Raw genomic sequence first — 24,682 nt, 5'->3', positions numbered from 1 at the left:
CAGTCTTCAAGCTGAAGCGGTCGTCGTCGCAGATCAGGCGCCCCAACCTGCCTGCTGCCCACCGATCCGCTCGGACCTGACCCGCTCCAGGTACCCGGAGCGCTTGTAGGCCGCGACCGGATCCGGGTCAAGACCCATTTCCTCGCGGAGGTCGCGCAGCAGCGGCCGCACATCGGTGTTGTACGCGTCCATCAACACGGCGTTGGCCTCCAGCACATCACCGCAGCGCTGCGCGGCGGTCAGCGCCGTGGTGTCCACCAGCAACGCCTTGGCGGTCGTCTCCTGGACGTTGAGCACCGAACGGATGACCGCCTGCACCTTCGGCTCGATGTTGTGGCACTGGTCCAACATGAACGCGATGCCGTAGGACGGGCGCAGCGCGTCGGCCTGGACGATCTCATGCATGATCCGGAACAGCTGGAACGGATCCGCCGAGCCCACCATCAGGTCGTCGTCGGCGTAGAACCGCGAGTTGAAGTCGAAGGCCCCCAGTTTCCCCGCACGTAGCAGGAAAGCCACGATGAACTCGATGTTCGTACCCGGCGCGTGGTGACCCGTATCGATGACCACCTGGGCCCGCCCGCCCAGCTCGACACAGTGCGCGTACGCGGTGCCCCAGTCGGGCACGTCGGTCAGGTAGAACGCCGGCTCGAACAGCTTGTACTCCAGCAGCAGGCGCTGGTCGCCGGCGAGCCGGTCGTACGTCTGTCGCAACGCCACCGCGAGCCGGTCCTGGCGCTCGCGGGCGCTGTCCTGGCCCGGGTAGTTGGTGCCGTCGGAGAACCACAGCTTGAGGTCCCGCGACCCGGTGGCGTCCATCACGTCGACGCACTCCAGCAGGTGCCCGATCGCCTTACGGCGCACCACCGGGTCGGGATTGGTGACCGAGCCCAGCTTGTAGTCGTCGTCCTGGAACACGTTCGCGTTGATCGTGCCGAGTTCGACGCCCTGCTCCCTGGCGTACCCGGCCAGCGCGGCGTAGTCGTCCACCCGGTCCCAGGGAATGTGCAGCGCCACGGTCGGTGCGACGCCGGTGAATCGGTGCACGGTAGCCGCGTCCGCGACCTTCTCGTACGGGTCGCGGGGCACACCCTCCTGCGCAAACACCTTGAACCGGGTACCCGAGTTGCCGTACGCCCAGGAGGCCGTCTCGATGCGCTGCTTCCGCAGGGCGTCGAGGACCCGTCTGCGCGTGGTCGGGTCGATCTCGGTCATTGCCACTCCCCCCAGTTGCTCTTCGGGACGGAAGATCTCAGCCGGGGCCTGGATCCCCGGCCAAGTCCCGCTCGGCACGCCGACGGAGAACGCAATCTCTGCGTCTGCCACCGGCGTCAGCCTCGGTCGTCGCCATCGCCGGCGGCTATGAAACGTTTCATGTCCATCCCGACGATAGGCGTGGCCTGAGGCGCAGGTCAAGAGTTTCGGCTGGCTGCCGCGTCGCCGCGCGGGAGCCGCGAGGCGTTCCCGCCGACTCACCGTCAGGCGACACTCCTGCCCGCCACGGCACCGTCAGGTGACCAGGTGAAACGTTTTACAAGCGATGGACCGCCCGGCCCGCCGGCAGGCCGTTCTCCATCCCCACTGTCTCCGCCCCGAGTCAGGACTGTCGGGTCCGGTCCCCGGTCCAGGCCGCTTCGAGGATCGCGGTCAGGCTCGCGGCGTCGGTCGGGCCCGGATGGTTCTGGATCAGACGGGTGACGCCACTGGCCATCTCCGCGAAACGCGGCAGATCCGCGCGGGCCACGCCGATGTCGGCCAAGGTCGACGGGATGGCGATGTCAGCGAGTAGCCGGTCGAGCCAGGTGAGAAACGCGGCTGCGGCCTCGGCCTCCGAAGCGTCGGACACGTCGAGCCCGCAAACCCCGGCGAGGATGGCCAGCCGGTCGCCGATGGCACCCTTGACGGCGTCCAGCACGTAGGGCAGTAGCAGCCCGACACCCAGGCCGTGCGGCGTGTGGGTGGCCGCGCCGATGGGGTACTGCAGGGCGTGCGGGGCCGCGTTGCCCGCGTGAGAGAAGGCGAGCCCGGCCAGCACAGACCCATAGGACATGTCCGCGCGCGCCTGCGTGTCGCCTCCGTCCCGGACAGCACGACGCAAGCTGCAGGCGATCCGTGCAGCGGCCAGGAGCGCGTAGTGGTCGGTGATCGGGTTGCGGCCGAGAAACACCTGCTCCACCAGGTCGCGTGGACCGTGTGCCCGGGGTCGCGCGGTGTAGCTCTCCACCGCGTGACAGAACGCGTCGATGCCCGAGTGGGCGGTGACGGTCGCCGGGCAGGTGTAGGTGAGTTCGGGGTCGACGATGGCGAAGTCGGGCACGATGTGGACGCTGGAAACGCCCACTTTCAGCTCGCGGTCCGGGTCGGTCAACACCGAGACGGGGGTAAGTTCGGAGCCGGTGCCTGACGTCGTCGGGACCGCGACGAGAGGAATCGTCGGCCCCGGCACCCTCGACTCGCCGTAGAAGTCGCGCGGGCTCCCACCGTGGCGACCCCGGCGAGACTCACCGCGAGCAACCCCACGACGAGGTCGATCCCGCGAGGCAGCGCCACCGCCACGGGAACGTCGCAGTCCACGCCGTGCTCACGAAGCAACCAGGCCAGCCGGTGTGCCCGCTCGGCGAGATCCTGGTAGGACAACTCGAGGTCGCCGTCGGTCAGCGCCGGTGCCTGCCCAGCATCGCTGACGACGGTGGTGAAGAGTTCCCCGATGGTGGCAGCCGGCAGCTGACCCGGATCGGACCGGCCACGCCGGGCTGAGATCCGTTGGGTCTCGTCCCCCAGCGCCACGGTGCCGATCAGCGCATGCGGCTGGCCGGCCATGGTCAGCAGGACGGTACGAAAGTGGGCCAGGATCCGCTCGGCGGCGGCGGTGAGCAGCCGGTTGCCGTCGTGGATGAGCAACAGCTGCATCCGGGGCTCGTCGAAGACGTAGAGGGTGACCGGATAGCTGGGCAGGCGTTCCAGCCGCATGCCCGCCGCCCGAAGCATCGGGTGCCGCTGCGCCAGCACCGAGTGGGCCAGCTGGCGTTCGAAGACCACCAGGCTGTCGATCAGCGGCACCTCTGGCCGGTGTCCGGCCCACTCGAGGATCGTGGTGAACGGGGCGTACTGGTGATCGCGGACCTGCCGGATCCGGTGATGGACGTCGCGGAGCAGCTCGGTGACGGTCAGTTCGGCCGGGACACGGAGGCGTACCGGGACGGTGTTGATCAGCAGCCCGATCATCTCCGCCGCGCCGGGTGCGGTGGCGCCACGGCACGATCTGGTCACCGCGAAGGCCGCCTCCGGCTGACCCGCGTAACGGGCCCGTACCAGCCCCCAGGCGGCGTTGACCAGGCTGTTCACCGTTACCCCGGCGGTGGTCGCGGCGGCCCTGACCAGCTCGGACTCGTCCCTGGTCAGCTCGACGGTCAGGGTGTTGGGGGCGCTGGGGCCACCGGGCGCCGAGCCGGACCCGGCGGGGCGGACTTCGCCGAGGTATCCGGCGAACGGCCGCGCAGGCTCGCAGCCGGCGAGGTACTCGGACCAGAACCGCCGCGCCGACGCCAGGTCGTGCCGCTGCCACCAGTCGATGAAGTTGCGAAACGGCGGCCGCGCCGGATGCTCGACCGGCTGCCCGGCCAGCCGGGCGAGGTACTCGGTGAGGACCTCGTCGAGCAGCAGGACCAGCGACCGGCCGTCCAGGATGGCGTGGTGGAAGGTGAGCACCACGGTGGGCTGCGCCGTCGGGGCGAGCACGGTGATCCGCAACAGCGGGGGCCGGTCAGGGTCGAACCCCTCCGTCCGGTCGGCACGCAGAAAACTGTCCAGGTCGTACGGGGACCGCCTGTCGTCATGCCACCGGATTCCGATCTTCGCCGTCGTCTCGACGGCCTGCATGAGCCCGTCCGAGGGGTGCCAGTGAAACCCGGTCCGCAGCACCTCGTGCCGCGACGTCGCAGTATGCCAACTGGCCTCGAAGGCAGCCCGGTCCAACGCCTGCGGCAAGGTCAGAAGCACCTGGATGACGTCGACCCCGGCATCCCGGTCGCGCAAGCTGTTCACGATCAGGCCACGTTGCAGCGGGGACGCCCCATATCGCACGACCGGCCTCCGACTTCCGTAGTCGCGTAACCACCTGGACCAGCGACGGGCCCGGCCAGCGCCAAGGGGCCGCCTGCTGAGATCCCGCGCGATGACACTTCTCGAGCCGCCGGCGGGCCGACGTCACCGTGGCGCAGCATCGCGCCGACATCTCTCCAGCCGCCAGAAAGCACTCCCAACGGAGCTTGACAGCTGATCGAGCGATCAGTTGATCAGCAAGTCAACCTCTGAGTCAAGTAGTTGACTAGAATCAGGAGCTCACCTCGCCAGAAAGCCAGTCCCGTAGGGATCGTGGGCGCATGTCCACCCAGATTTTCTCGATGTGCTCCAGGCACTCGGCCTTCGTGCCCACCATGCCCGTCTGGGACCATCCGGCTGGCACATCACGCTCGTGCGGCCAGATCGAGTACTGCTCCTCCTGATTCAGAACCACCGCGTACACGATCGTCTCGTCGTCGCCGAACATGCTGACACCCCTTGCAGCCGCCAATTACAAGACCCGATGCAGGAGGATGACACGACGCATAAAGAGGAGTCAACACCGTTGTCAAATTGTCGGCAACTTATTGCCATTCATCCTTACGGCATTTTAAACCAGAAATTGGTCAACGAAACGATCAATAGCCCCATATTAGGCCACGATGCAGGTCCAGAAATCCCAGCATGGACCAATAACTACCAATTCAGGCCGGGATCGGCCAAGCCGGACCGGACGCCAACGCCAGGAGCCACGACCACCGTCGGGCAGACCAGGCCTTGGGTCGGACCGAGTACCGCCTCCGCGATCCGGAACCGGGGTCGGCGTCGCAGGAACCCCGTAGAGCTGGGCCCCAGGAACCCGTAGAGCTGGGCCCTCAGCGCCCAGGCGCGCGGGCTGACCGCCACTGCTCGGCCGGGGTCAACGGGACGGGTGCAGGGCGTTCGACCGTCGTCGTCAGCTCGACCCGCCGACCCTGCGCGGCAGAGGAGAGCAGGGCGGTCATGATGTCGAGTACGTGCAGCGCCACATCGCCGCTGGCCCGTGGCGGACGCGCCGGGTCGGCCCGGACCAGGTCGATCAGGCCGACCCCCCGGGAGGCCGCGACGTAGCCGGCCCGTGGTTCGAGGGCACGCCACCCGGGGCTGTCGAGCGCGAGGTGACGGACCTCGCCGTCGAAGGTGTTCGGATCGGGCACGGCCAGGGTGCCGTCCTCCCCGTGCACCTCGATCGGCGCGGCCGTCGTCGCGACACCGTCGAAGCTCGTCGTGAGGGTGGTCAGGGCACCACCGGAGTGTTCCAGCACCCCGGTCACGTGGGTCGGCACCTCGACCGGGATGCGTTGCCCGAGGCGGGGTCCCGAGCCGATGACCCGGACGTCACGCAGCCGGCTGGCCGCGCCGGTCACCGCCCGGACCGGCCCCAGCAGGTGGACCAGCGCCGAAATGTAGTACGGCCCCATGTCCATCAGCGGGCCGCCGCCCGGGGCGTAGTAGAAGTCGGGCGCAGGGTGCCAGCGCTCGTGCCCCGGGGTGACCATGACAGCCGACGCGGAGATCGGGCGCCCGATCAGTCCACCGTCGATCGCCGCGCGGGCGGTCTGCGTACCCGTGCCCAGGACGGTGTCCGGCGCGCAACCGACGCGGACGCCGGCCGACGCCGCCCGGTCGATGATCGACCGGCCCTCGGGGAACGTGACGGTGAGCGGCTTCTCGACGTAGACGTTGCGGCCGGCGTCGATCGCCGCGCCCGAGATCTCGGCGTGCGCCGCCGGGATCGTGAGGTTGAGCACCGTCGCCACGTCGGGGTGGTGCAGCAGTCGCTCGACGCTCACCGCTTCGGCCCCGGGGATCGTGGCGGCGGCAGCGGCGGCCCGGGCGACGTCGAGGTCGGCCACCGCGACGACACGCACCGTGGGATGGTCGACGAGCGTGTCCAGGTACGCGCGGGAGATGACCCCGAGACCTACGACGCCGATGCCGTGCGGGTCGCCCACACCATCCCCCTTTCGATGACGGTACGCACGCCCGGGTGCTCCAGCACGTCGAGGCTGTGTCCGGGAGTCGTCACGACGATCCGCCCCGCGCCCCAACTGCGGGTCCAGATCGCCGGCGAGGTGACCGGCCGGTGCCACGGGTGCCACGCCCGCGTCGGGTGGGTGGTGGTGGCCAGCACCTCGATCAGGTCGTCGTGCAGCACCCAGTACTGCTCGGTGAGCAGGTCGAAATCGGCGATCCCGGCGGTGATCGGATGCTCCCGGCCGAGGTCGGTGATGGTCACCGAGTGGGGCAGGAAGTTGTCCTTCTCGCCGCCACTGCGTTCGCACGGTTCGACGCCCGGGTGGGTGGCGAACTGGCCGCCCACCAGGTGCAGGTAGTCCGAGCAGGCGCGGAACGAGTCGACGATGCCGCCGTGCCAGCCGGTGAAACCGGTCCCCGCCACGATCGCCGCCGCCAGCCCCGCCACCTGCTCCGCGGTGATCTGCGACATCGTCACGCACTGCACGATGAGGTCGGTGTCGGCCAACTCGGCGGCGTCGGCGTAGATCTCCGTCGACTCCTCCACCCGTACCGTGTATCCGCTGCGTTCGAGGAACGGGATGAACAGCTCCGTCGCCTCGACCGGCCGGTGTCCCTCCCAACCGCCCCGGACCACCAGTGCTCTGCGCCGATCCACACCCGCTCCCTCCCCCGGTCCGTCGCCCTGGGCAGCCGATGCCGCCGCGACGACGCCCGCAGCTTGCGACCATCGACAACCGTACCCGCCACCGCCCGGTCGACCCTCGCCCGGCACGAGCGGTCCCAGCTACGGGGTGGGCGACCCAACCAGAACGCCCGAGGAGAATTCGTCCTATTCGTCCGCCAACGGTAGGGTAAGCGCACTATGGAGCACTGGAAGCTAACCCAAGCGTACGAAAGCGACGCCGGACAGGTCCGGTGGGACCGGTTCGGTGATCCAGCGGCACCGCCCGTCGTACTGTTGCACGGCACCCCCTTCTCCTCCTACGTCTGGCGACGCGTCGTCCGGGCCCTGACCCCGCGTCACCAGGTCTACGTATGGGACATGCCCGGCTACGGCTCGTCGGAGATGGCCCCGGGCCAGGATGTCTCCCTCGCCTCCCAGGGCCGCACCTTCGCCGCGTTGCTGGCCCACTGGGAACTGGCCGAGCCGACGGTGGTCGCCCATGACGTCGGCGGCGCCACCGCGCTGCGGGCGATGCTGCTGCACGGCGCACGGTACCGACGGCTCGCCCTGGTGGACGCGGTCGCCCTCGGCGGTTGGGGCTCGCCGTTCTTCCGGCTCGTCCAGCAGCACGCCGAGGTGTTCAGCGCGCTGCCGTCCGCCCTGCACCGGGCGCTCGTACGGGAGTACATCAGCTCGGCCACCGCAGCCGGGCTACTACCGGACACGCTTGAACACCTCGTGCGGCCCTGGCTCGGCGACACCGGCCAAGCCGGCTTCTACCGCCAGATCGCACAGGCCGACCAGGCACACACCGCCGAGATCGAGCACCGCTTCGGCGAGGTCACCATCCCGGTACTCGTCTGCTGGGGAACCGAGGACCAGTGGATTCCCGCAGCCGAGGGCCGCCAGCTGGCACGGCGGTTCCCTGCGGCGTCCCTGCAGCTGATCCCGCAGGCCGGTCACCTGGTGCAGGAGGACGCACCGGCGGAACTCACCGCCGCCCTGCTCGACTTCGTCCGGGCGGGCTGACCATCGGCGGCGTCGGGAGTCGCCGCGGTACGACCGGCTCCCGACGCCCGGATTGCGCCTGCGGCGCCGACGGATAGACAGCGGATAGGTCATCGATACGCCCCGGGTCGGACTCTTGGTCACACCAGCGGACCGACCCGATTCGAGAGGGCGATTGCGATGAGAGTGCAGGACCTCGCCGTGGCCGAGCGCAGCTCGCCGGCGCCGGTGACCGCGCCGAACGACGCGCAACCGTGGGTCTCGGCGCCGCCGGAGCGCGGAGTCGATACCGGCAGCAGTGTGCTGGAGAAGCTTCAGTCCTGCCGTCCGGAGCTGGAGATCTGGTGGGACTCCTCGCCGCTCGACTTTCCCGCCGAGCGTAGGAGGATCCTGGCGCAGGCGTGCGACCCGTCGCAGCACACGCGCTGGGCCACGCAGCTGGACCGGTTCCTGCACTGGGGAGAAGCCCGTCCGCCGGCCCTGGTACGCGGCATCACCACGAATCCGTCGTTGATCACCAAGAGTGTGCTGGCGTCGGCCGACTTCTGGACGGCCGAGCTGCGGGAACAGGCACGGCGACAGTCGCTCACCGACGTGGGCAGCGCGTTCTGGCTGTTGTACCGGGAGGCGGTACGTCGGGCCGCGACCGCGATGCTGCCGATGTGGCAGGACAGCCACGGCCGGTACGGCTGGGTCTCCGGCCAGCTGGATCCCCGACTGATGTTCGACGCGGACGGGATGTACGAGCAGGCGCTGCAGCTGGCGCGGCTCAGCCCCAACCTGATGGTCAAGGTACCGGGCACCGAGCAGGGATACCGCGTGGTGCGCCGGCTGGCCGCCCGGGGTGTCAGCACCAACGGGACCCTCTCGTACACCATGCCGCAGTTCGTCGCCTACATCGAGGCGGTGGAGACAGGGTTGGCGCAAGGATCCGCCGCCGGTGTGAATCTGACATCCCATCGGGCGGTGGTCACCCACATGATTGGTCGGCTTGGTAGCCACGGCGACCTCCGGGACGAGGCGACGGCCCGGGGAATCCCGCTCAGCCAGCAGGAGGTGCGGTGGGCCGAGGTGGCGGTGCTCAAGCGGGTCTACGCGACACTGACCGACAACCGGCACCCGGTGAAGCTGCTGCTGTCCAGTCTGGAGACCGATTCGCCGGCCCCGGACGGCGCGACGCTGAGCATGCACCTGGAGGAGAGTGCCGGCGCCGACATCGTCTACACCTGCAAGCCGCAGTTCCTCGCTGACCTGATGCGTCGCGAGGCGGAGCTCGACCGCTTCCGCCCGAACGCGATCGCCACCGAACCGCCGGCGGCCGTGTACGACAAGCTGATGCGGTTGCCGTCGTTCCGCCGGGCGATCGACCCGGCCGGGATGCGCCCGGACGAGTTTCCGCACTACGGCCCGTTCGTCGCGAACTACGCGGAAGTGCTGCAGCAGACCCGGCGGTTGGTCGACTTCGTGGCGCGGCAGCTGACGACCGAACCCGTACCGACGCGCTGAGCGCCGGATCCCGCGACCCGATGCCGGGTCGTCGCCGGCCAGCGCGCCTGCCCAGGAGGCAACCATGCAGATCTCCGTGGCGCTCTGGAGCCACCCCCGATCGCTCTCCACGGCGTTCGAGCGCTCCTTCATCGAGCGTGGCGACTTCGCCGTTTTCCACGAGGCGTTCTCCTACGTCTACTACGTGCACGAGGAACGCACCGACATCCCTCACAAGCGGGTCGACCCGTCGCAGCCGCGGACGTACCCGGAAATCAAGCGGATGATGGAGACGGCCCGGCTCACCCGGCCGGTGTTTCACAAGGACTTTCCCTATCACGCCCTGGACCATCTGCTCGCGGATCCGGACTATCTGCGCGGACAGGTCAACACCTTCCTGATCCGGAATCCAGCGGCGGCGGTCCCGTCACACCTGGCCGTCCATCCGGACGTGACCCGCGAGGCGCTGGGCTACGCGCAACTCTGGGAGCTGTTCCAGCAGGTACGCGAGCTGACCGGCACGGTGCCGGTGGTGATCGACGCGGACCGGCTGCTCGCGGACCCGTATCGGGTGATGGCGCGCTACTGCGAGAGGGTCGGCATCACGTTCGTCCCCGACGCCCTGCGCTGGTCGCCCGGGCCACGGCCGGAGTGGACCAGCTGGGAAGGCTGGCACCGGGACGTGATGGCCAGTACCGGCCTCACCCGCCGCCGTGATCCGGGCCGCCCTCGCCAGGCCGCGCCCTCGCCGCCGCACACCCAGGACCTCATCGACTACTGCCGGCCCTACTACCAGGCCCTACTCGGCTTCGACAGCACCCATTTGGAGGAGGTCACCGCATGACCATCCACACCGTACTCGTCACCGGCGGTGCGAACGGGATCGGCCGCGCGCTGGTCCAGCACTGCCTCACGGCCGGAATGACGGTACTCGCGGCCGACATCGACGACCTGGCGCTCAAGCATCTGGCCGAGGAACACCACGGCCGGGCCCTGGAGGTGTACCACTGCGACGTCGGGTCGCGCGCGGACTGCGACCGGCTCATGGACCAGGTCTTCGCTCGCCACCCCAAGATCAACGGTTTGGTCAACAACGCCGGGATGTACCTGGGTCAGCCGGTCTGGGACTACGACGACACGACGATGGACAAGGTCATCGAGGTCAATCTCAAAGGGCCGATCTGGTTGTCCCGCCGGTTGGGTGAACGGCTGCTGGCGACCCGCCGGGACGGAGCGATCGTGAACCTCGCCTCCGTGGCGGGTGAGGTCGGCAGCTCCGACGCCCTGTACGGCACGGTAAAGGCAGGCGTGATCGGACTGACCAAGTCCAATGCGATGAACTTCGCCCCCCATGTCCGGGTGAATGCCGTGGCCCCCGGCCTGGTGGTCAACACCGCCATCGCCGACCGCATCCCGCAGTACCGGTACGACGAGTACAAGCGTCAGGAGCGGCTCACCGGCGACATCACCCCGGCGGACGTGGCCGACGTCTGCGCGTACCTGCTCAGCGACCGCGCCAGGACGCTCACCGGCGCGCTGATCCCGGCCGACAACGGCTGCTACCCGCGGTGACCATCGCCATCCCCGTACGCCGACATTCGAAGGAGAGTCGCATGTCCGCACCACCAGCGAGTCACGACCGCCGACCCTTGATCATGATCGTCGGGATGGGTGACCTGTCGACGCGGGTCGCCAAACTACTCGCGGCGAACCCCGCCACCAACCGGCTGGTGCTGGCCGGCCGGGATGTCGAAGGCAACCAGCGGCTCGGCAACCTGGTCCGGTTCGCGGCCGCCAACCTCGGCTCGTACCCGGACATCGCCAGCGTGTCGATGGACCTCGACGACATCGCAGCAACGGCGGAAACGCTCGCGCGGGTGCGTCCGGACGTTGTCTTCATGGGTGCCTCGCTGCAGGCCTGGCACGTCATCACCAGGCTGCCCAAGGACATCTTCGAGGCACTCGACGAGGCCCAGTTCGGCCCGTGGCTGCCGATGCACCTCACCCTGAACTACCAGCTCATGCAGGCGGTCCGGATGTCCGGCAGCCACGCCAGGGTGGTCAACGCCGCGTTCCCGGACGCCGTCGGCCCGGTGCTGCGCCAGGTGGGTCTGGCCCCCACGATCGGGATCGGCAACGTCGCGAACATCATTCCGGCGCTCACCTTCAGCGCGGCGGCGGAACTCGGCGAGCCGCCTGAGGATGTCCGGGTCCAACTGGTCACCCAGCACTACTTCAGCCACTACGTGCCGAGGTTCGGCACGGCCGGTGACGGCGCCTACGCTCTGGCGGTCTCCGTACAGGGCGTGGACCGCACCGATCAAGTTCGGCACGAGTCGCTGTTCGCCCGCCTGACCGGCGACCTGAAGCGGCAGGGCGGCATCGCGGGCCAGCACCTGACCGCCGCGTCGGCGGTCCGGGTCCTCACCGCGATGGCCACCGGCAGCGGCGCGTTCGCCCACGTTCCGGCGCCGGACGGCCTGCCCGGCGGCTACCCGGTCCGGGTCGACCGCGACGGAGGGACGATCGACCTGCCCGCCGGTCTGACCCTGGCCGAGGCCGTCGAGATCAACGAACGGTGCCAGCGGTCCGACGGTATCGAGGCCATTCACGCCGACGGCAGTGTGACGTTCACCGAGCCCGAGATGGCCATCATGCGCAAGTACCTCGGCTACGAGTGCCGGACGCTGTCCCTGCCCGAGACCGCCGTCGCCGCGGCTGAACTGCGGGACCGGTTCGCCGCCTTCGCCGCCACGTTCCGCTGAACGGTCACGTTTCCGCCGAGCTGATGGGAGTCCCCATGACCTACGCGACCACGACGAGCGGACCGCCGACGTCGGCAGCCCCCACCGAACTCGCCGATGACCACGCGGACCAGTACGTACGGCCGTTCGTCGACCGTTGGGACGAGCTGATCGACTGGGACCGGCGGGGCCAGAGCGAAGGACAGTTCTTCGTCGACATCCTTCGGGCTGCCGGTGCCCGGCAGGTGCTGGACGTCGCCACCGGCACCGGATACCACGCGGTCCGGTTGGCCGAGGCCGGGTTCCAGGTCACCGCCGCCGACGCCAGCGCGGAGATGCTCCGCCGGGCGGAGCACAACGCCCGCGCACGAGGGCAGGTGCTGCCCTTCGTCCCGGCCGACTGGCGGGACCTGCCCGCCACGGTGTCCGGGCGCTACGACGCGGTGCTCTGCCTGGGCAGCTCGTTTCCACATCTGTTCGAGCCGGCCGACCAGGTACGGGCGTTGGAGTCCTTTCACGCCATGCTCCGGCCCGGTGGCCTGCTGCTGCTGGACCATCGCAACTTCGACGCGATCCGCGCCGCGCGCTACCAGAGCTCCGGCCAGCACTACTACTGCGGCTCCGGGGTGCGGGTGAGCGTGGCCAGCGTCGACAAGCAGCGGTGCCGGTTCCGGTACGCGTTCGCTGACGGCCACACCTACCACCTCGAGGTGTACCCGATCCTCACCACGGAGCTGCTCGACCTGTTGGGCGGGCACGGTTTCGGCGGCGTCCGTACCTTCGGCGACTTCCAACCATACCGCCCCGACACGGACCCGGACTTCGTGATCCACGTCGCCCAGCGGCAGTAGCGACCACCGGCCCATGCGACCGCCTACAGCCACAGAGGAAGGACCATGAGCAGTTCAACGATCCAACCGGCGGCGCGGCGACCGCGTACCGCCGGACTCACCGCCGTCGTTCTCACCGTGCTGCTGACCAGCTTCGTCGCCGCGACCTACGGTTTCGGCTTCTACCTGTTCGCTCAGCTGGTGACGGACATGCGCGCGGATCTGGGCTTCGGATACACCGCGGTCGGGGTGATCACCGCAGGCGGGCAGTTCGGCTTCATGTTGTTCGCGCTGCTCGGCGCGTGGGCGGCGGCCCGCTTCGGCGGCGGACAGGTGATCATCGGCTCGGTGGCGCTCTGCGGCGCCGCTCTGGTGCTGCTCCCGCTGAGCGACCACATCGCGATCGTGGGAGTCCTGCTGGTCGTTCTCGGCGGTACCGCCGCCTCGGTGTACGTGCCGATGGTCGAGATCGTCGCCAGGGCGATCGGTTACCAGCACCGGGGGAAGGTGCTGGGTCTGATCTCCAGCGGCACCAGCTACGGCGTCTTCGTCAACAGCCTGCTGGTGCCGGTGTTCCTGCGGGCGGACAACTGGCGCGGTGTCTGGTGGACGGTCGGCTCCGGCACGCTCGTGGTGACGGTCGTCGCAGCGGTGGTCTTCTGGCGCCTCGGCCTGTTCCGTCACACGCGGCAACCCACGACGGGCACGGGGCGGACACCGCCCCGGACGGCGGCCCGGGCGATGGTCGTGCCCTGGATGCTGATCATCTGGTCGATCACGTTCCTCAACGGCTTCGCCACCATGCCGTTCCAGAACTACCTCTCGCCGTACCTGCGGGAAGGACTCGATTTCTCGGTGGAGTACAGCGCCACGGTCTGGGGAGTGATCGGGTTCGTCGGCATGTTCGCCGGGTTCCTCGTCGGCTGGTTCTCCGACCGGACCGGCGTCCGGTTGGCACTGCTGTTCTGCTACGGGTCCATCCTCGCCTCCGCCGCGCTTCTGATCGTCACCCCGACCGGGGTGTTCCCGGTCGTCGCCGGTGTGCTGTTCGCGGTCGCGTTCTATCCGATCTTTGGTCTGGTACCGGCGTACATCGCCAAGACCGCCAGCGGATCCGCGGCCACCACGGTGTTCGGCGTGGCGAACGTGACGTTGGGAGTGGGCGGCATGCTCGGCAACTACCTGGCCGGGGTTCTGCGCGAGGTCACCGAGAGCTTCCTGCCCATCTACGCGATGATCGCGGTCGCCCTGGTGGTGCTGGGCGCGTTGTCCCTGTTGCTGCCTCGGGAGGGCCTGCCGGAGCAGCCCGACGCCCGCCCGGCCGAAACCGACATCCAGCACGGCCCGGAGATCGGCCGGCCGGACACCACGCGTCCGCCCGCCGACGGTCGTCCCGACCGAACCGACGCACCCGGCGTCGCGGCGGCCGCGTTCCGTCGGTAGCACGCCCACCGCCAGATCCGATGCATTCGCTACGGGACAAGGAGATTTCGATGGTCTTGACATTGCCAGCAGCGGGGTCCGACTGGGACCAGCGACCAGCCAGGGCCGCGTTGCCGCACCTGGACGAGCTCGAAGCGGAGGCGGTGGCGATTCTGCGGGAGACCGCGGGTCAGTTCGAACGCCCGGCGATTCTCTTCTCCGGCGGCAAGGATTCGATGGCCGCGGTGCACCTCGCGGGCAAGGCCTTCTCCCCGACACGCATTCCGTTCGCGCTACTGCACGTGGACACCGGCCACAACTTTCCCGAGGTGATCGAGTTCCGCGACCGGGTGGTCGCCGACCTCGGGTTGGAACTGATCGTGGCCCGGGTGCAGGACTACCTCGATCGTGGCGAGGTCGCGGAGCGGCCGGACGGCAGCAGAAACAAGCTACAGACCGTCCCGCTGTTGGACAGTGTGGCGCGGCACCGCTTCGATGCGCTGATCGGCGGGGCCCGCCGCGACGAGGAGAAGGCGCGTGCCAAGGAGCGGGTCTTCTCCCTGCGTGACGAGTTCGGCGCCTGGGACCCCCGTCGGCAACGACCGGAGCTGTGGCAGCTCTACAACGGGCTGCACGTGTCCGGTGAGCACGTCCGGGTCTTTCCGTTGTCCGACTGGACCGAGCTGGATGTCTGGCAGTACATCGAGCGGGAGGGTATCGAGCTGCCGTCGATCTACTTCAGCCACCTTCGGCAGGTCTTCGCCCGCGACGGCTCCTGGCTGGCACCCGGCCGCTGGGGTGGCCCACGCGGGGACGAGCGGGTCGTCAACCGCCGGGTGCGTTACCGCACGGTGGGCGACATGTCCTGCACCGGGGCAGTGGAGTCGACGGCCGGCACGGTCCGCGACGTGATCACGGAGATCACCTCGTCCCGGGTGAGCGAGCGCGGAGCGAGCCGAATCGACGACCGGCTCTGCGAGTCTGCCATGGAGGACCGCAAGCGAGAGGGGTACTTCTGATGGCCGACTACCTGAAGGCATCCGGTGGCGACGCGGACCTGCTCCGGGTCGCCACGGCCGGTTCGGTCGACGACGGCAAGTCCACGCTGGTGGGACGTTTGCTCTACGACTCGAGGTCGGTGCTCAGCGACCAGCTCGCCGCGATCGGGGCCCGGTCGCCGGTCAACGGCCAGGACGGGCCGGACCTGGCTCTGCTGACCGACGGGCTGCGCGCCGAGCGCGAACAGGGAATCACCATCGACGTCGCGTACCGGTACTTCGCCACCGCCAGTCGACGGTTCGTCCTGGCCGACAACCCCGGGCACGTGCAGTACACCCGGAACATGGTGACCGGATCGTCGACCGCGCAGGTGACGGTGGTGCTGATCGATGCCCGCAAGGGCGTGGTGGAGCAGACCCGGCGCCACACCGCGGTTGCGGCCCTGCTACGGGTCCCCCGGGTGGTCGCGGCGGTGAACAAGATGGATCTGGTCGACTGGGACGAGCAGACCTTCGCCCGTACGGCCCAGGCCTTCGCCGAATGCGCCGACCGGCTCGGCGTCCCGGAGGTGGCCACCATCCCGGTGTCAGCGCTGCGCGGGGACAACGTCATCGCCCCATCGGCACACACCGACTGGTACGGCGGTCCCACCTTGCTCGAGTACCTCGAATCCGTACCCGTCGGCGATACCGATGTCGCACAGGCGGCGCGGCTTCCGGTGCAGTGCACACTCACCGCCGACGACGGACGGCAGCTCCCGGCCGGGCAGCTCGTCGCCGGTACGCTGCGGGTGGGTGAGCCGGTCGCGGTCCTGCCCGCCGGCCGGACCTCCGTGATCGAGTCGATCGACGTCCTCGGCCGGCCGGCCACGGTGGCGACCGCCCCGCAGTCGGTGACGGTGCGGCTCGCCGACCCCGTCGACGTGCACCGGGGTGACCTGATCGCGCCGCTGGCCAGCAGCCCCCTGGTACGCCGCCACCTGACGCCGACCCTGTGTGTGCTCACCGGCGGTGGACTGCGGGCGGGCGACCGCTACCTGATCAGGCACGGAACCCAGATCGTCGACGCCACGGTGACCCGGCTCGTGGACCGTCTGGACCTGGCGACGCTGCGCCGGGTCACCGGGCCGGAGGTGCTCCAGGTCAACGACATCGGTCGGGTGGCGCTGGAGCTGGACCGGCCACTTCCACTGGACGACTATCCGCAGTACCGGCGAACCGGATCGTTCCTGGTGATCGACAAGAGCCGCGGCGACACGATCGCCGCCGGCATGACCGGCTGATCGACACTGCACCGACCAGACTGACGGCGAGAGGCGACCATGTCCGAACTGATCATTTTCGACTGTGACGGCGTACTTGTCGACAGCGAGATCCTGAGCGCCCAGGTCGCCCGGGAGATGGCTGCCGAGCGGGGTGTCGCGGTGAACACCGGGGAGGCGCTGGAACTCATTCATGGACGCAAGGTCGCCGAGTGGGTGGCCGAGCTGGAGACCATGGCCGGCGCGCGGCTGCGGGACTCGTTCGTCGCGGAGTTCCGGCAGCGGACGGCGCAGCGGTTCGCTCGGGAGCTGCGGCCGGTGCCGGGGGTGGCCCAGGTGCTCCGGGACCTCGACACCACCTTCTGCGTCGCGTCGAGCGCGCCGATGGAGAAGATCAGATACGTACTCACCCTGACCGGCCTGCTGAGGTACGTCGATGGCAGGATCTACAGTGCGTACGATCATCAGACCTGGAAGCCGGACCCGGACCTGTTCCTGCGCGCCGCCGACGACTTCGGTTGTCGGCCAGCCCGGTGCGCGGTGATCGAGGACAGCCTGGTGGGGGTCCGCGCCGGTGTCAGCGCCGCGATGACGGTCTTCGGGTACGCACCACCGGACACGGGTACCCCGGCCGGCCGGCTGGCCACGGTGCTGGCCGCCGCAGGTGCCACCACTTTCGCCACCATGACGGAGCTTCCCGGGCTCCTCGACCACTGGCGGAACCGGCAGCTGGAGTCTGCGGTCAGCCGGTGAACCTTCCGCCGATTCGACCCGGATCGCCGTGATCCTGACTCGATGCGGCGGCAGCCCGGGATCACCCCTCCCTCCGGAAGGCAACCGAGATGCGGTCGATCTCAGTCGAGGTGATGGACCAGACGTTCGGACGTCCCGCCGAGGGCGTCCCGGTGGCGTTGTCCTGTGAGGTCGACGCCGTGTGGCAGACCATGCTGAGCGCCCGCACCGACGCCACCGGCGGCGTCGTGGGCCAGCGGATCTCCAGAGCCTGCGGCCGGTACCGACTGGCGGTGGATCTCGATGGCTACTTCTCGGCCATGGGCCTGGAACCGCTGGTGTCGTCGCTGGACTTCTGTTTCCGCGTCACCCGCCCCTACGAGAACGTGCGGCTGCTGGTGGCGGTCACTCCGGCCGCCTTGTCGGTACGCCGTCTGACGACCGTCGACCGACCGAGCGGCTAGGTACGGCGGTCGCACCGTCTTCAGCTGACGGGTCGCACCTGGTCACCGTGTCGTTGGCAGCCGGTGCAACATGACGCACCTCCGCCGACGCCACTTCGGGCTGTCACCGTCGGGTAGCCTTGCGGGCAACACCTTGGTGGGCCGTAGCAGGCGCGGAGGGATGGGATCGATGGAGTCACCCATCGATAGAGGTGAGCCCGACCCGACGGAGCCACAGCACTACGACCGCGCCGTCCAGTTTCGGCTGCTCGGTCCGTTCGACATGCTCGTCGACGGCAGGCCCGAGAACATCCGGGGGACCCGGCAGCGGGTGATCCTGGCGACGCTGCTACTGGAGTTCGGCAAGGTGATACCCGCGGAGCGGCTCATCACCGCCGTCTGGGACGAACGGCCACCGTCCACCGCACAGGCCCAGATCTACATCGCCATCTCGAAGCTCCGCTCCCAGCTGGATCAACTCGGAATCCCCGACGTGATCGTCACGCACGGCAAAGGGTACTCCGTCCAGGTGGCCGGAGAGAGTGTGGATGCCCACCACTTCCGGCAGTTGGTGGCACTCGGGCGGGACGCGGCCCGCACCGGGCAGCACGCCACCGCGGTGCGGACTCTCCGCCGGGGGCTTGGTCTGTGGCGCGGAGAGGCTGTCTCGGACGTGCGGAGCCGACTCGTCCAGTCCGCAGCCGTACAGCTCAACGAGGACCGTCTGGCCGTCACCGAGGAGTGTCTCGGGCTGGAGTTGGAGCTCGGGCGCCACCACGAGCTCGTCGGCGAGCTACGGCAGTTCGTGGTGGCCCACCCGCTCCGAGAGAAGGGCCACGCCCAGCTGATGCTCGCCCTCTACCGGGACGGGAGGCAGGCCGAGGCACTGGAGGCCTTCCGGCAGGCCCGGACGATGCTGGTCGAGGAGCATGGGCTCGACCCGGGCGACGACCTCAGAGACATGGAACGGGCGATCCTGGAGGCGGACTCCACGGTGGCCTGGGTCGCATCCGCCCCGCCGGCGCCCACGGCACAGCCACCGGTGCCCCGACAACTTCCGGTGTCCCACCGAGGCTTCATTGGTCGCAGCAGCACCGTCGTGGAGATCCGCACCACCCTCACCGACGCCTCGGCCGACGAGACGCCACCGCTGATAGTGATCAGCGGAGCGGCGGGGGTAGGCAAGAGCGCACTGGCCCTGCACGCTGCGCGCGCGGTCATGAGCCAGTTTCCGGACGGGCAGTTGTACGCGCACCTGCGGGGGACGGAACTCCGCCCAGTCACGCCGGAACAGGTACACGAGCACTTTCTGCGCGCCATGGGCGTCGCGCCCTCGGTGATCCCCAGCCAGCCGGACGCGCTGGCCGGCCTGTACCGCAGCCGGCTGGCCGACGCCCGGATGTTGATCGTTCTCGACGACGCCGCCGGGCCGTGGCAGGTGGAGCCGTTGCTTCCCGGCGCACCGGGGGTCGCGGTCCTGGTGACGAGCCGGGGCCCGCTCGCGGCGCTCGGTCAGGCGTACCGACACGATCTTGATGTCCTGGACCCGGAAGCCAGCGTGGAGTTGCTCCGTCAGGTGATCGGGACCGACCGGGTGAAGGCCGAACCGCAGGAGGCGGCACGGGTCGCCGAGCTGTGTGGTCACCTGCCGCTGGCGTTGCAGATCGCCGGCGGAAAGCTGTCGGTGCGGGGGCACTGGGACATCGCACGGATGGCCCGCCAGCTCGGCGACGAGAGCCGCCGTCTGGACGAGTTGTCCCTGGAGGGGACCGGGGTACGGGCGACCCTCGCGGTCTCCTTCGACACGCTGGGAAGCACGGCCCGCAGGCTGCTCCTTCTGCTCAGCGCACTCAACGTGAACGACTTCGCGACCTGGATGGCCGGCCCGCTCCTCGGCGTCGAGCTGTACGACGGCGCGGACGCGCTCGACGAGCTCGTGGACGCCCGGCTGGTCGAAGTCCATGCCGGTGCCGGGGTGCACGCCCGGTACCGGCTCCACGACCTGGTGCGGGTCTTCGCCCGGGAGTTGCTCAACTCGCACGTGCCGGCTGCGGAGCGAGCGGCCGCGATGGAGCGGTACCTGCGGTGCCTGCTGTTCCTGGCCCGGGCCGCCCACCGCCGGGAGTACGGCGGAGACTACACCGTCCTGTACTCCACAGTGGTTCTGTGGGAGCTTCCGCAACACCTGGTGGAGTCGCTGCTCGCCGACCCGATCGAGTGGCTCGCCTCGGAACATGCCGGCCTGGTCGCGAGCGTCCGGGTCGCCGCCGATCTTCGGTTCGGTGATCTCTGCTGGAATCTCGCCGTCGCCGCGGTGACGTTGTTCGAGGCGAAACTGCACCGCGAGGACTGGCTCCACACGCATGACGTCGCGCTGGAGACCACCATCCGGCACGGCGACGGGTACGGGGAGGCGGCGGTGCGCTGCTCGCGGGCAGGTCTGGCGCTGATTGAGCAACGGCTCCAGGACGCCGAAAGCGACCTGTCACGGGCACTGTCCTGGTTCGAGGGCACCGACGATCGACGCGGCCGGGGGCTGGCCCTGCGGAGCCTGGCCTCGATCGACCGCCTGCGTGGACGGGAGGACCGGGCCGAGTCGCGGTATCTGCGCGCCCTGCCGGACCTGCGTACCGCTGGCGACCGGGTGGCCGAGGCACACGTGCTCATCAACCTCGCCCAACTGCGCACCGACCGTGCGGAACCGGAGGAGTGTGAGCGGCTGCTACGCGCTGCTCTGGCGATCTGCACCGATGTCGGGGCCCGTCGGGTCGCTGCCCAGGCACGGCACCGGCTGGGTCAGTTGTATCTCGCCCAGGGCGAGTACGAGCAGGCGGAGGCCGAGTTCACCGAGGTGCTGGAAACCACCACGACGACCGACGACCCGGTCGGCAAGATCTACGCCTGGCTGGGGATCGGCGCGGTACGGATCCAGCGGGGGCAACTCGACCAGGCCCGGGAGGCACTCACCGAGGTGCTCGGACAGACCCGTCGTACCGGGAATCGTCTGATCGAAGGGCGGGCGATCCTGATGCTGGCGGAGCTGGCGCTGCGGCACGGCGACCAGCCGACGGTGCGGCGCCGGCTGGTGGACGCCGAGGAGGCGTTCACCGAGATCGGCGCGCGGCGGTGGCTGGAGCGGGTGAGCGACCTGCGACGACAGCTGACGGAGCCGGTCAGTCCCACGGCGTGTCACCCGACGTGAGCGACGCGGCAAGGTCGGCCGGGCCGGCGGTGACCTTCCCGGTGTCCGGCCCGGTCACGACGACGGTGAGCGCGAACATGGCCGCGACCACAGCTGCCACCACCTTGTTGATCGTCATTGGAGGCTCCTTCCCTGTCGACGTCCGACCATCGGCGCCGCTGGTCATCAGGAAACAGGGGCAGGCATAAAGGGAACCTATCTTCCGGCTATCGAAGGAGCAGCCTCGGACTTCGGGCGGTTCCGCCGTATCGCTCGACGAGCGCGGTGCCGATCGCGGCCAGGTGTTCCCGCACACCCGCCGGGCCGGTCACCTCGAGCCATTCGACAAGCCAGGCGAGCTCGCCGGCGAGCGAGTACTCGTCGTAGCCACGGATCACGACCTCGATACGGCCGTCGGCCGTCGGGCTGCCCACCTCGAGACGATCGCCGAGCGCCATCCGCAGCGTGGCTATCCCGTCAGGCACGCAGACCGCCTGGACCTCGACGGGCATCCGCCTGCGGTCGACCTCGTCGGCGATCTCCCGCCAGCTGCCGGCAAGGTCGAAGTCGGCAGGCCGGTGCACCGGGTCGACGGTCGGGTCGACGGACGACACGCGGTCGACCCGGAAGGTCCGCCGGCCGGCCCCGGTGGTGGCGACGAGGTACCACGACGACCCCTTGGCGACGACGCCCAGCGGGTGGACGGTCCGCTCGGTCACGGTGCCGGTGCTGTCGACGTAGCCGAGCCGCACCTGGACGCCCCGGATCGCCGCGTCCTGGAGTTCGTCGAGAAAGCGGGGGCGCGGGCGGTCGACCCGGCTCACCCCCCAGCGTTGCGGGTCGACGGCGATCGACGACGCCGCCGCCTCGGCCTGCGCCCGGAAGGGCTCCGGCAGCGCGCGGACGAGCTTGCGCAGCGCGGATCTCACCGCCGGCGTCGTGGCCGAGGCCGGGCCGGCGACCAGGAACAGCGCGCGGGCCTCACCCGCGGTCAACCCGGACAGGTCGGTACGGGCACCGCCGACGAGACGCCAGCCACCGCCCCGGCCCTGCGTGGCGTAGACGGGTACCCCGGCCATGGCCAGGGCGTCGAGGTCGCGGCGGGCGGTGCGCTCGGAGACCTCCAACTCTCGGGCGACCTCCGCCGCCGTCACCTGTTCGCGCTGCTGCAGCAGCAGGAGTACGGCCACCAGCCGGTCGGTGCGCATGCGGCCAAGATTGTCAGATTAACCGGTCATGAGGTGACCGGTTTCGGTCGGCAGGATGGCGGCATGAATTTCCCCGAACCCAGCCTTGTTCCCGTCAACGGTGTCAAACTCGAAGTCTTCGAAGCCGGCCGGCGGAACGCCGGACGGCCGATCGTGCTCTGTCACGGCTGGCCGGAGCACGCCTACTCCTGGCGTCACCAGATGCCCGCCCTGGCCAAGGCGGGCTACCACGTCATCGCCCCGAACCAGCGGGGATACGGCAACTCGTCGCGCCCGACCGAGGTCACCGACTACGACATCGCACACCTGTCGGGTGACCTCGTCGCACTTCTCGATCACTACGGATACGAGGACGCCACCTTCGTCGGTCACGACTGGGGTGCGATGGTCGTCTGGGGGCTGACCCTGCTGCATCCGCGCCGGGTGAACAGGGTGATCAACCTGAGCCTGCCGTACCAGGAGCGCGGCGGGACACCATGGATCGAGCTGATGGAGGCCGTACTCGGCGGCGACTTCTACTTCGTCCACTTCAACCGACAGCCAGGCGTCGCGGACGCCGTCTTCGACGAGAACACGTACCGGTTCCTGCGCAACCTGTACCGCAAGAACGTCCCGCTCAGGGAACCTCAGCCGGGCATGGCGTTGATCGATCTCGCCCGGGCGCAAGCGCCGCTCGGTGAGCCCGTGATGAGCGACAGCGAACTGGCCGTCTTCGTCTCCGCCTTCGAGTCGACCGGCTTCACCGGCAGCGTCAACTGGTACCGCAACCTCGACCGCAACTGGCACCTGCTGGCGGACGTCGACCCGATCATCCACCAGCCCACCCTCATGATCTACGGCGATCGGGACACGATCACGAAGTCTGACCGACTCGCGGAGTTCGTGCCCAACGTGGACGTGGTCACCCTGGACTGCGGCCACTGGATCCAGCAGGAGAAGCCGGAAGGTACGAACCAGGCGATCCTGAACTGGCTGGAGCGGCAGGACGCCAGGTAGCGCTCCCCCGCACCGCCTGCGCGAGCGGACGCAGGCGCAGGTCGCGGAGTCCTGCCCGACGTGGCTGCGGTGGTCCGCGCCGCTGGCCCCGCTCGTTCGCGGGGCCAGCGGCGGGTTGTCGACCACGCACGGCACCGCCGGCCCCACCGTCATCCACAGTAGTTCTTGATCAGATCGACGTCGTCCCATACCCTGACGGGCGGTAGTCATCACGTGACCACACGCCAACGGCGACCATCGTCCTTGGGGGCACAGCTTGCCGCACCCAGTCCGCTCCGCCGGCCAGCCTCCACGACCAGGGCCCGCGACCCCCGACGTACCCGCCGGCTGCCCGTGACGGTCACGGAGCACGGTCCGGGCCGAACGGATGCCGGGATGCGACACTTCCGGTTCCTGGTGGTCGGCAACGCGGTTTCGGCATACGGCTCCTACCTGGACATGATCGCGCTGAGCCTGTTCGCGTACTCGCTGACCGGCAGCGCGTTGCAGACCGGACTTTTCCTGGCGCTACGGCTGGGCACCAGCGTCCTCAGCGGATTCGGTGCCGGCACCCTGGCTTCCCGGTTCGACCGCAAACGGCTCATGGTGACGTCCGACGTCACCCAGGCTTTCGCCCTGATCGTCCTGGTCGTCGCGCCAGCCACCGCGCAGGTCGGCCTGCTGTACGCCGTAGCGGTCGTCACCGGTGCCGGCGCGACCGTCACCAGCGTCGCGCTGCGCAGCAGCATCCCCGAGATCGTCGGTGCGGACCAGCGGGTACGGGCAAACGCGCTGCTCGCCACCGGCCGGTCGCTGGCGATGGTAGCCGGCTTCGCCTCGGCCGGCGTACTGGTCTCCACGGTCGGCTACACCGGTGCGTTCCTCATCGACGCCGGGGCGTTCCTCTTCTCGGCCGCGGTCCTGGCGCGGCTGCCGATCACCACCCGCAGTGTGCGTCCGGCGGCGCCCACCGCTGGCGCGTCGCAGTCGTCCGTGCCGGTGTCCGGGCCGGCCGACGCGCCGCGGCGCGCCGGGTTTCTCGCGGAGCAGATGACGGCCCTGCGCTACCTGCGGCTGACTCCGATCCTGTTGGCGCTGGTCAGCCTGCGCGCCGTCGACGCGTTCGGCTCGGCCTCGCACAACGTCGGTCTGCCGGTGCTGTCCACTCTGCTCGATCCGGAGCATCCGGCCGCGTTCATGTCGCAGTTCTGGGCCACCTGGGCGATCGGCAACATCATCGCGCAGCGGGCGGTCGCCCGCTGGGCCGTACGGACCGGTCGGACCATCAACGAGCGCGCGTTCGCCGCCGGCGCGGCCGTCATGTCGGTGGCGTTCATCCTCGCCTTCACCGCGCCGCCGCTACCGCTGGCCGTCCTGGTCGCCCTGGCCGCCGGCATCGCCGACGGCTTCACCGAGATCGCCTACACCACTCGGCTCCAGGCCGCCCCGGACGATCAGCGCGGGTACGTCTTCGGGTTCTCCGCCACCGTGGAGAACCTCGGCTTCGGCGTCGGCATGGTCGCCTGCTCCTTCCTGTTGGAGCGGCTCAGCCCATTGACTGTTGTCACCGTGTTCCACGGAGTGGCGGTGCTGTTGGCGCTGGCCTTCCTCGCCGTGCTGTGGGCCCGTCGGCGGGCACCGACATGAGC

22 protein-coding genes are annotated in these 24,682 nt (G+C 69.4%); 14 read left to right on the top strand and 8 right to left on the bottom strand.

Annotated features, from left to right (window positions below; translation table 11 throughout):
- Positions 1-33: 33 nt before the first annotated feature.
- The 6 genes from rhaI to O7608_RS19680 all read right to left on the bottom strand — a co-directional run bounded on the left by rhaI (position 34) and on the right by O7608_RS19680 (position 6,736).
- Complete coding sequence (rhaI, locus tag O7608_RS19705) at positions 34-1,215, bottom strand: L-rhamnose isomerase (protein WP_289206003.1); 1,182 nt, start codon at positions 1,213-1,215, stop codon at positions 34-36.
- A gap of 382 nt (positions 1,216-1,597) precedes the next feature.
- A complete protein-coding gene (locus O7608_RS19700; RefSeq protein WP_289206002.1) occupies positions 1,598-2,446 on the bottom strand; it encodes an iron-containing alcohol dehydrogenase in 849 nt (282 codons plus the stop codon).
- Positions 2,365-4,083 (bottom strand): condensation domain-containing protein, encoded by a 1,719-nt coding sequence (locus O7608_RS19695; protein ID WP_289206001.1) that lies wholly within the window; start codon positions 4,081-4,083, stop codon positions 2,365-2,367. Before O7608_RS19695 ends, O7608_RS19700 begins: the two co-directional genes overlap by 82 nt.
- Positions 4,084-4,333: 250 nt before the next feature.
- Positions 4,334-4,549: an MbtH family protein gene (locus O7608_RS19690; RefSeq protein WP_289206000.1), complete on the bottom strand. Its 216-nt coding sequence runs from the start codon at positions 4,547-4,549 to the stop codon at positions 4,334-4,336.
- Between the two features lie 388 nt (positions 4,550-4,937).
- The gene (locus tag O7608_RS19685; RefSeq protein ID WP_289205999.1) at positions 4,938-6,056 is read right to left on the bottom strand and encodes a Gfo/Idh/MocA family protein; all 1,119 of its coding nucleotides are present in this window, start codon (positions 6,054-6,056) and stop codon (positions 4,938-4,940) included.
- Positions 6,026-6,736 (bottom strand): ThuA domain-containing protein, encoded by a 711-nt coding sequence (locus O7608_RS19680; RefSeq protein WP_289205998.1) that lies wholly within the window; start codon positions 6,734-6,736, stop codon positions 6,026-6,028. Before O7608_RS19680 ends, O7608_RS19685 begins: the two co-directional genes overlap by 31 nt.
- Before the next feature lie 207 nt (positions 6,737-6,943).
- Here O7608_RS19680 and O7608_RS19675 point away from each other — a divergent pair, with 207 nt between their 5' ends.
- The 12 genes from O7608_RS19675 to O7608_RS19620 all read left to right on the top strand — a co-directional run bounded on the left by O7608_RS19675 (position 6,944) and on the right by O7608_RS19620 (position 20,871).
- On the top strand, positions 6,944-7,774 hold the full coding sequence (locus O7608_RS19675) for an alpha/beta fold hydrolase (RefSeq protein ID WP_289205997.1): 831 nt from the start codon (positions 6,944-6,946) through the stop codon (positions 7,772-7,774).
- 159 nt (positions 7,775-7,933) lie between these two features.
- On the top strand, positions 7,934-9,259 hold the full coding sequence (locus O7608_RS19670) for a transaldolase family protein (protein WP_289205996.1): 1,326 nt from the start codon (positions 7,934-7,936) through the stop codon (positions 9,257-9,259).
- Positions 9,260-9,323: 64 nt separating this feature from the next.
- Positions 9,324-10,082: a sulfotransferase-like domain-containing protein gene (locus O7608_RS19665; protein ID WP_289205995.1), complete on the top strand. Its 759-nt coding sequence runs from the start codon at positions 9,324-9,326 to the stop codon at positions 10,080-10,082.
- Positions 10,079-10,810: an SDR family NAD(P)-dependent oxidoreductase gene (locus O7608_RS19660; protein ID WP_289205994.1), complete on the top strand. Its 732-nt coding sequence runs from the start codon at positions 10,079-10,081 to the stop codon at positions 10,808-10,810. Before O7608_RS19665 ends, O7608_RS19660 begins: the two co-directional genes overlap by 4 nt.
- Positions 10,811-10,851: 41 nt before the next feature.
- Positions 10,852-12,003: a hypothetical protein gene (locus tag O7608_RS19655; protein ID WP_289205993.1), complete on the top strand. Its 1,152-nt coding sequence runs from the start codon at positions 10,852-10,854 to the stop codon at positions 12,001-12,003.
- 35 nt (positions 12,004-12,038) lie between these two features.
- Positions 12,039-12,833: a class I SAM-dependent methyltransferase gene (locus tag O7608_RS19650; RefSeq protein ID WP_289205992.1), complete on the top strand. Its 795-nt coding sequence runs from the start codon at positions 12,039-12,041 to the stop codon at positions 12,831-12,833.
- A gap of 45 nt (positions 12,834-12,878) precedes the next feature.
- A complete protein-coding gene (locus tag O7608_RS19645) occupies positions 12,879-14,255 on the top strand; it encodes an MFS transporter (protein ID WP_289205991.1) in 1,377 nt (458 codons plus the stop codon).
- Positions 14,256-14,305: 50 nt separating this feature from the next.
- On the top strand, positions 14,306-15,253 hold the full coding sequence (cysD, locus tag O7608_RS19640) for a sulfate adenylyltransferase subunit CysD (protein WP_289205990.1): 948 nt from the start codon (positions 14,306-14,308) through the stop codon (positions 15,251-15,253).
- A complete protein-coding gene (locus tag O7608_RS19635; protein ID WP_289205989.1) occupies positions 15,253-16,515 on the top strand; it encodes a sulfate adenylyltransferase subunit 1 in 1,263 nt (420 codons plus the stop codon). Before cysD ends, O7608_RS19635 begins: the two co-directional genes overlap by 1 nt.
- Positions 16,516-16,554: 39 nt before the next feature.
- Positions 16,555-17,247: an HAD family hydrolase gene (locus O7608_RS19630; RefSeq protein WP_289205988.1), complete on the top strand. Its 693-nt coding sequence runs from the start codon at positions 16,555-16,557 to the stop codon at positions 17,245-17,247.
- Between the two features lie 89 nt (positions 17,248-17,336).
- Positions 17,337-17,690 (top strand): hydroxyisourate hydrolase, encoded by a 354-nt coding sequence (locus tag O7608_RS19625; RefSeq protein ID WP_289205987.1) that lies wholly within the window; start codon positions 17,337-17,339, stop codon positions 17,688-17,690.
- A 169-nt stretch (positions 17,691-17,859) separates the two neighbouring features.
- A complete protein-coding gene (locus O7608_RS19620; RefSeq protein ID WP_289205986.1) occupies positions 17,860-20,871 on the top strand; it encodes an AfsR/SARP family transcriptional regulator in 3,012 nt (1,003 codons plus the stop codon).
- Here the strand turns inward: O7608_RS19620 and O7608_RS19615 are convergent.
- Together O7608_RS19615 and O7608_RS19610 are read right to left on the bottom strand one after the other, a co-directional pair.
- Positions 20,843-20,989 (bottom strand): hypothetical protein, encoded by a 147-nt coding sequence (locus O7608_RS19615; protein ID WP_289205985.1) that lies wholly within the window; start codon positions 20,987-20,989, stop codon positions 20,843-20,845. The two genes, O7608_RS19620 and O7608_RS19615, sit on opposite strands and share 29 nt — an antisense overlap.
- Before the next feature lie 88 nt (positions 20,990-21,077).
- Positions 21,078-22,058, bottom strand: a complete 981-nt coding sequence (locus O7608_RS19610) for a helix-turn-helix transcriptional regulator (RefSeq protein WP_289205984.1) — start codon at positions 22,056-22,058, stop codon at positions 21,078-21,080.
- Between the two features lie 63 nt (positions 22,059-22,121).
- Between O7608_RS19610 and O7608_RS19605 the strand changes: the two genes are divergently transcribed.
- Together O7608_RS19605 and O7608_RS19600 are read left to right on the top strand one after the other, a co-directional pair.
- Positions 22,122-23,054: an alpha/beta fold hydrolase gene (locus O7608_RS19605; protein WP_289205983.1), complete on the top strand. Its 933-nt coding sequence runs from the start codon at positions 22,122-22,124 to the stop codon at positions 23,052-23,054.
- A gap of 375 nt (positions 23,055-23,429) precedes the next feature.
- The gene (locus O7608_RS19600) at positions 23,430-24,680 is read left to right on the top strand and encodes an MFS transporter (protein WP_289205982.1); all 1,251 of its coding nucleotides are present in this window, start codon (positions 23,430-23,432) and stop codon (positions 24,678-24,680) included.
- Positions 24,681-24,682: the final 2 nt, after the last annotated feature.

The organism is Solwaraspora sp. WMMA2056, assembly GCF_030345095.1.
In the GTDB taxonomy this organism is placed as follows: Bacteria; Actinomycetota; Actinomycetes; order Mycobacteriales; family Micromonosporaceae; genus Micromonospora_E.
This window is presented reverse-complemented; position numbering and strand designations above follow the sequence as displayed.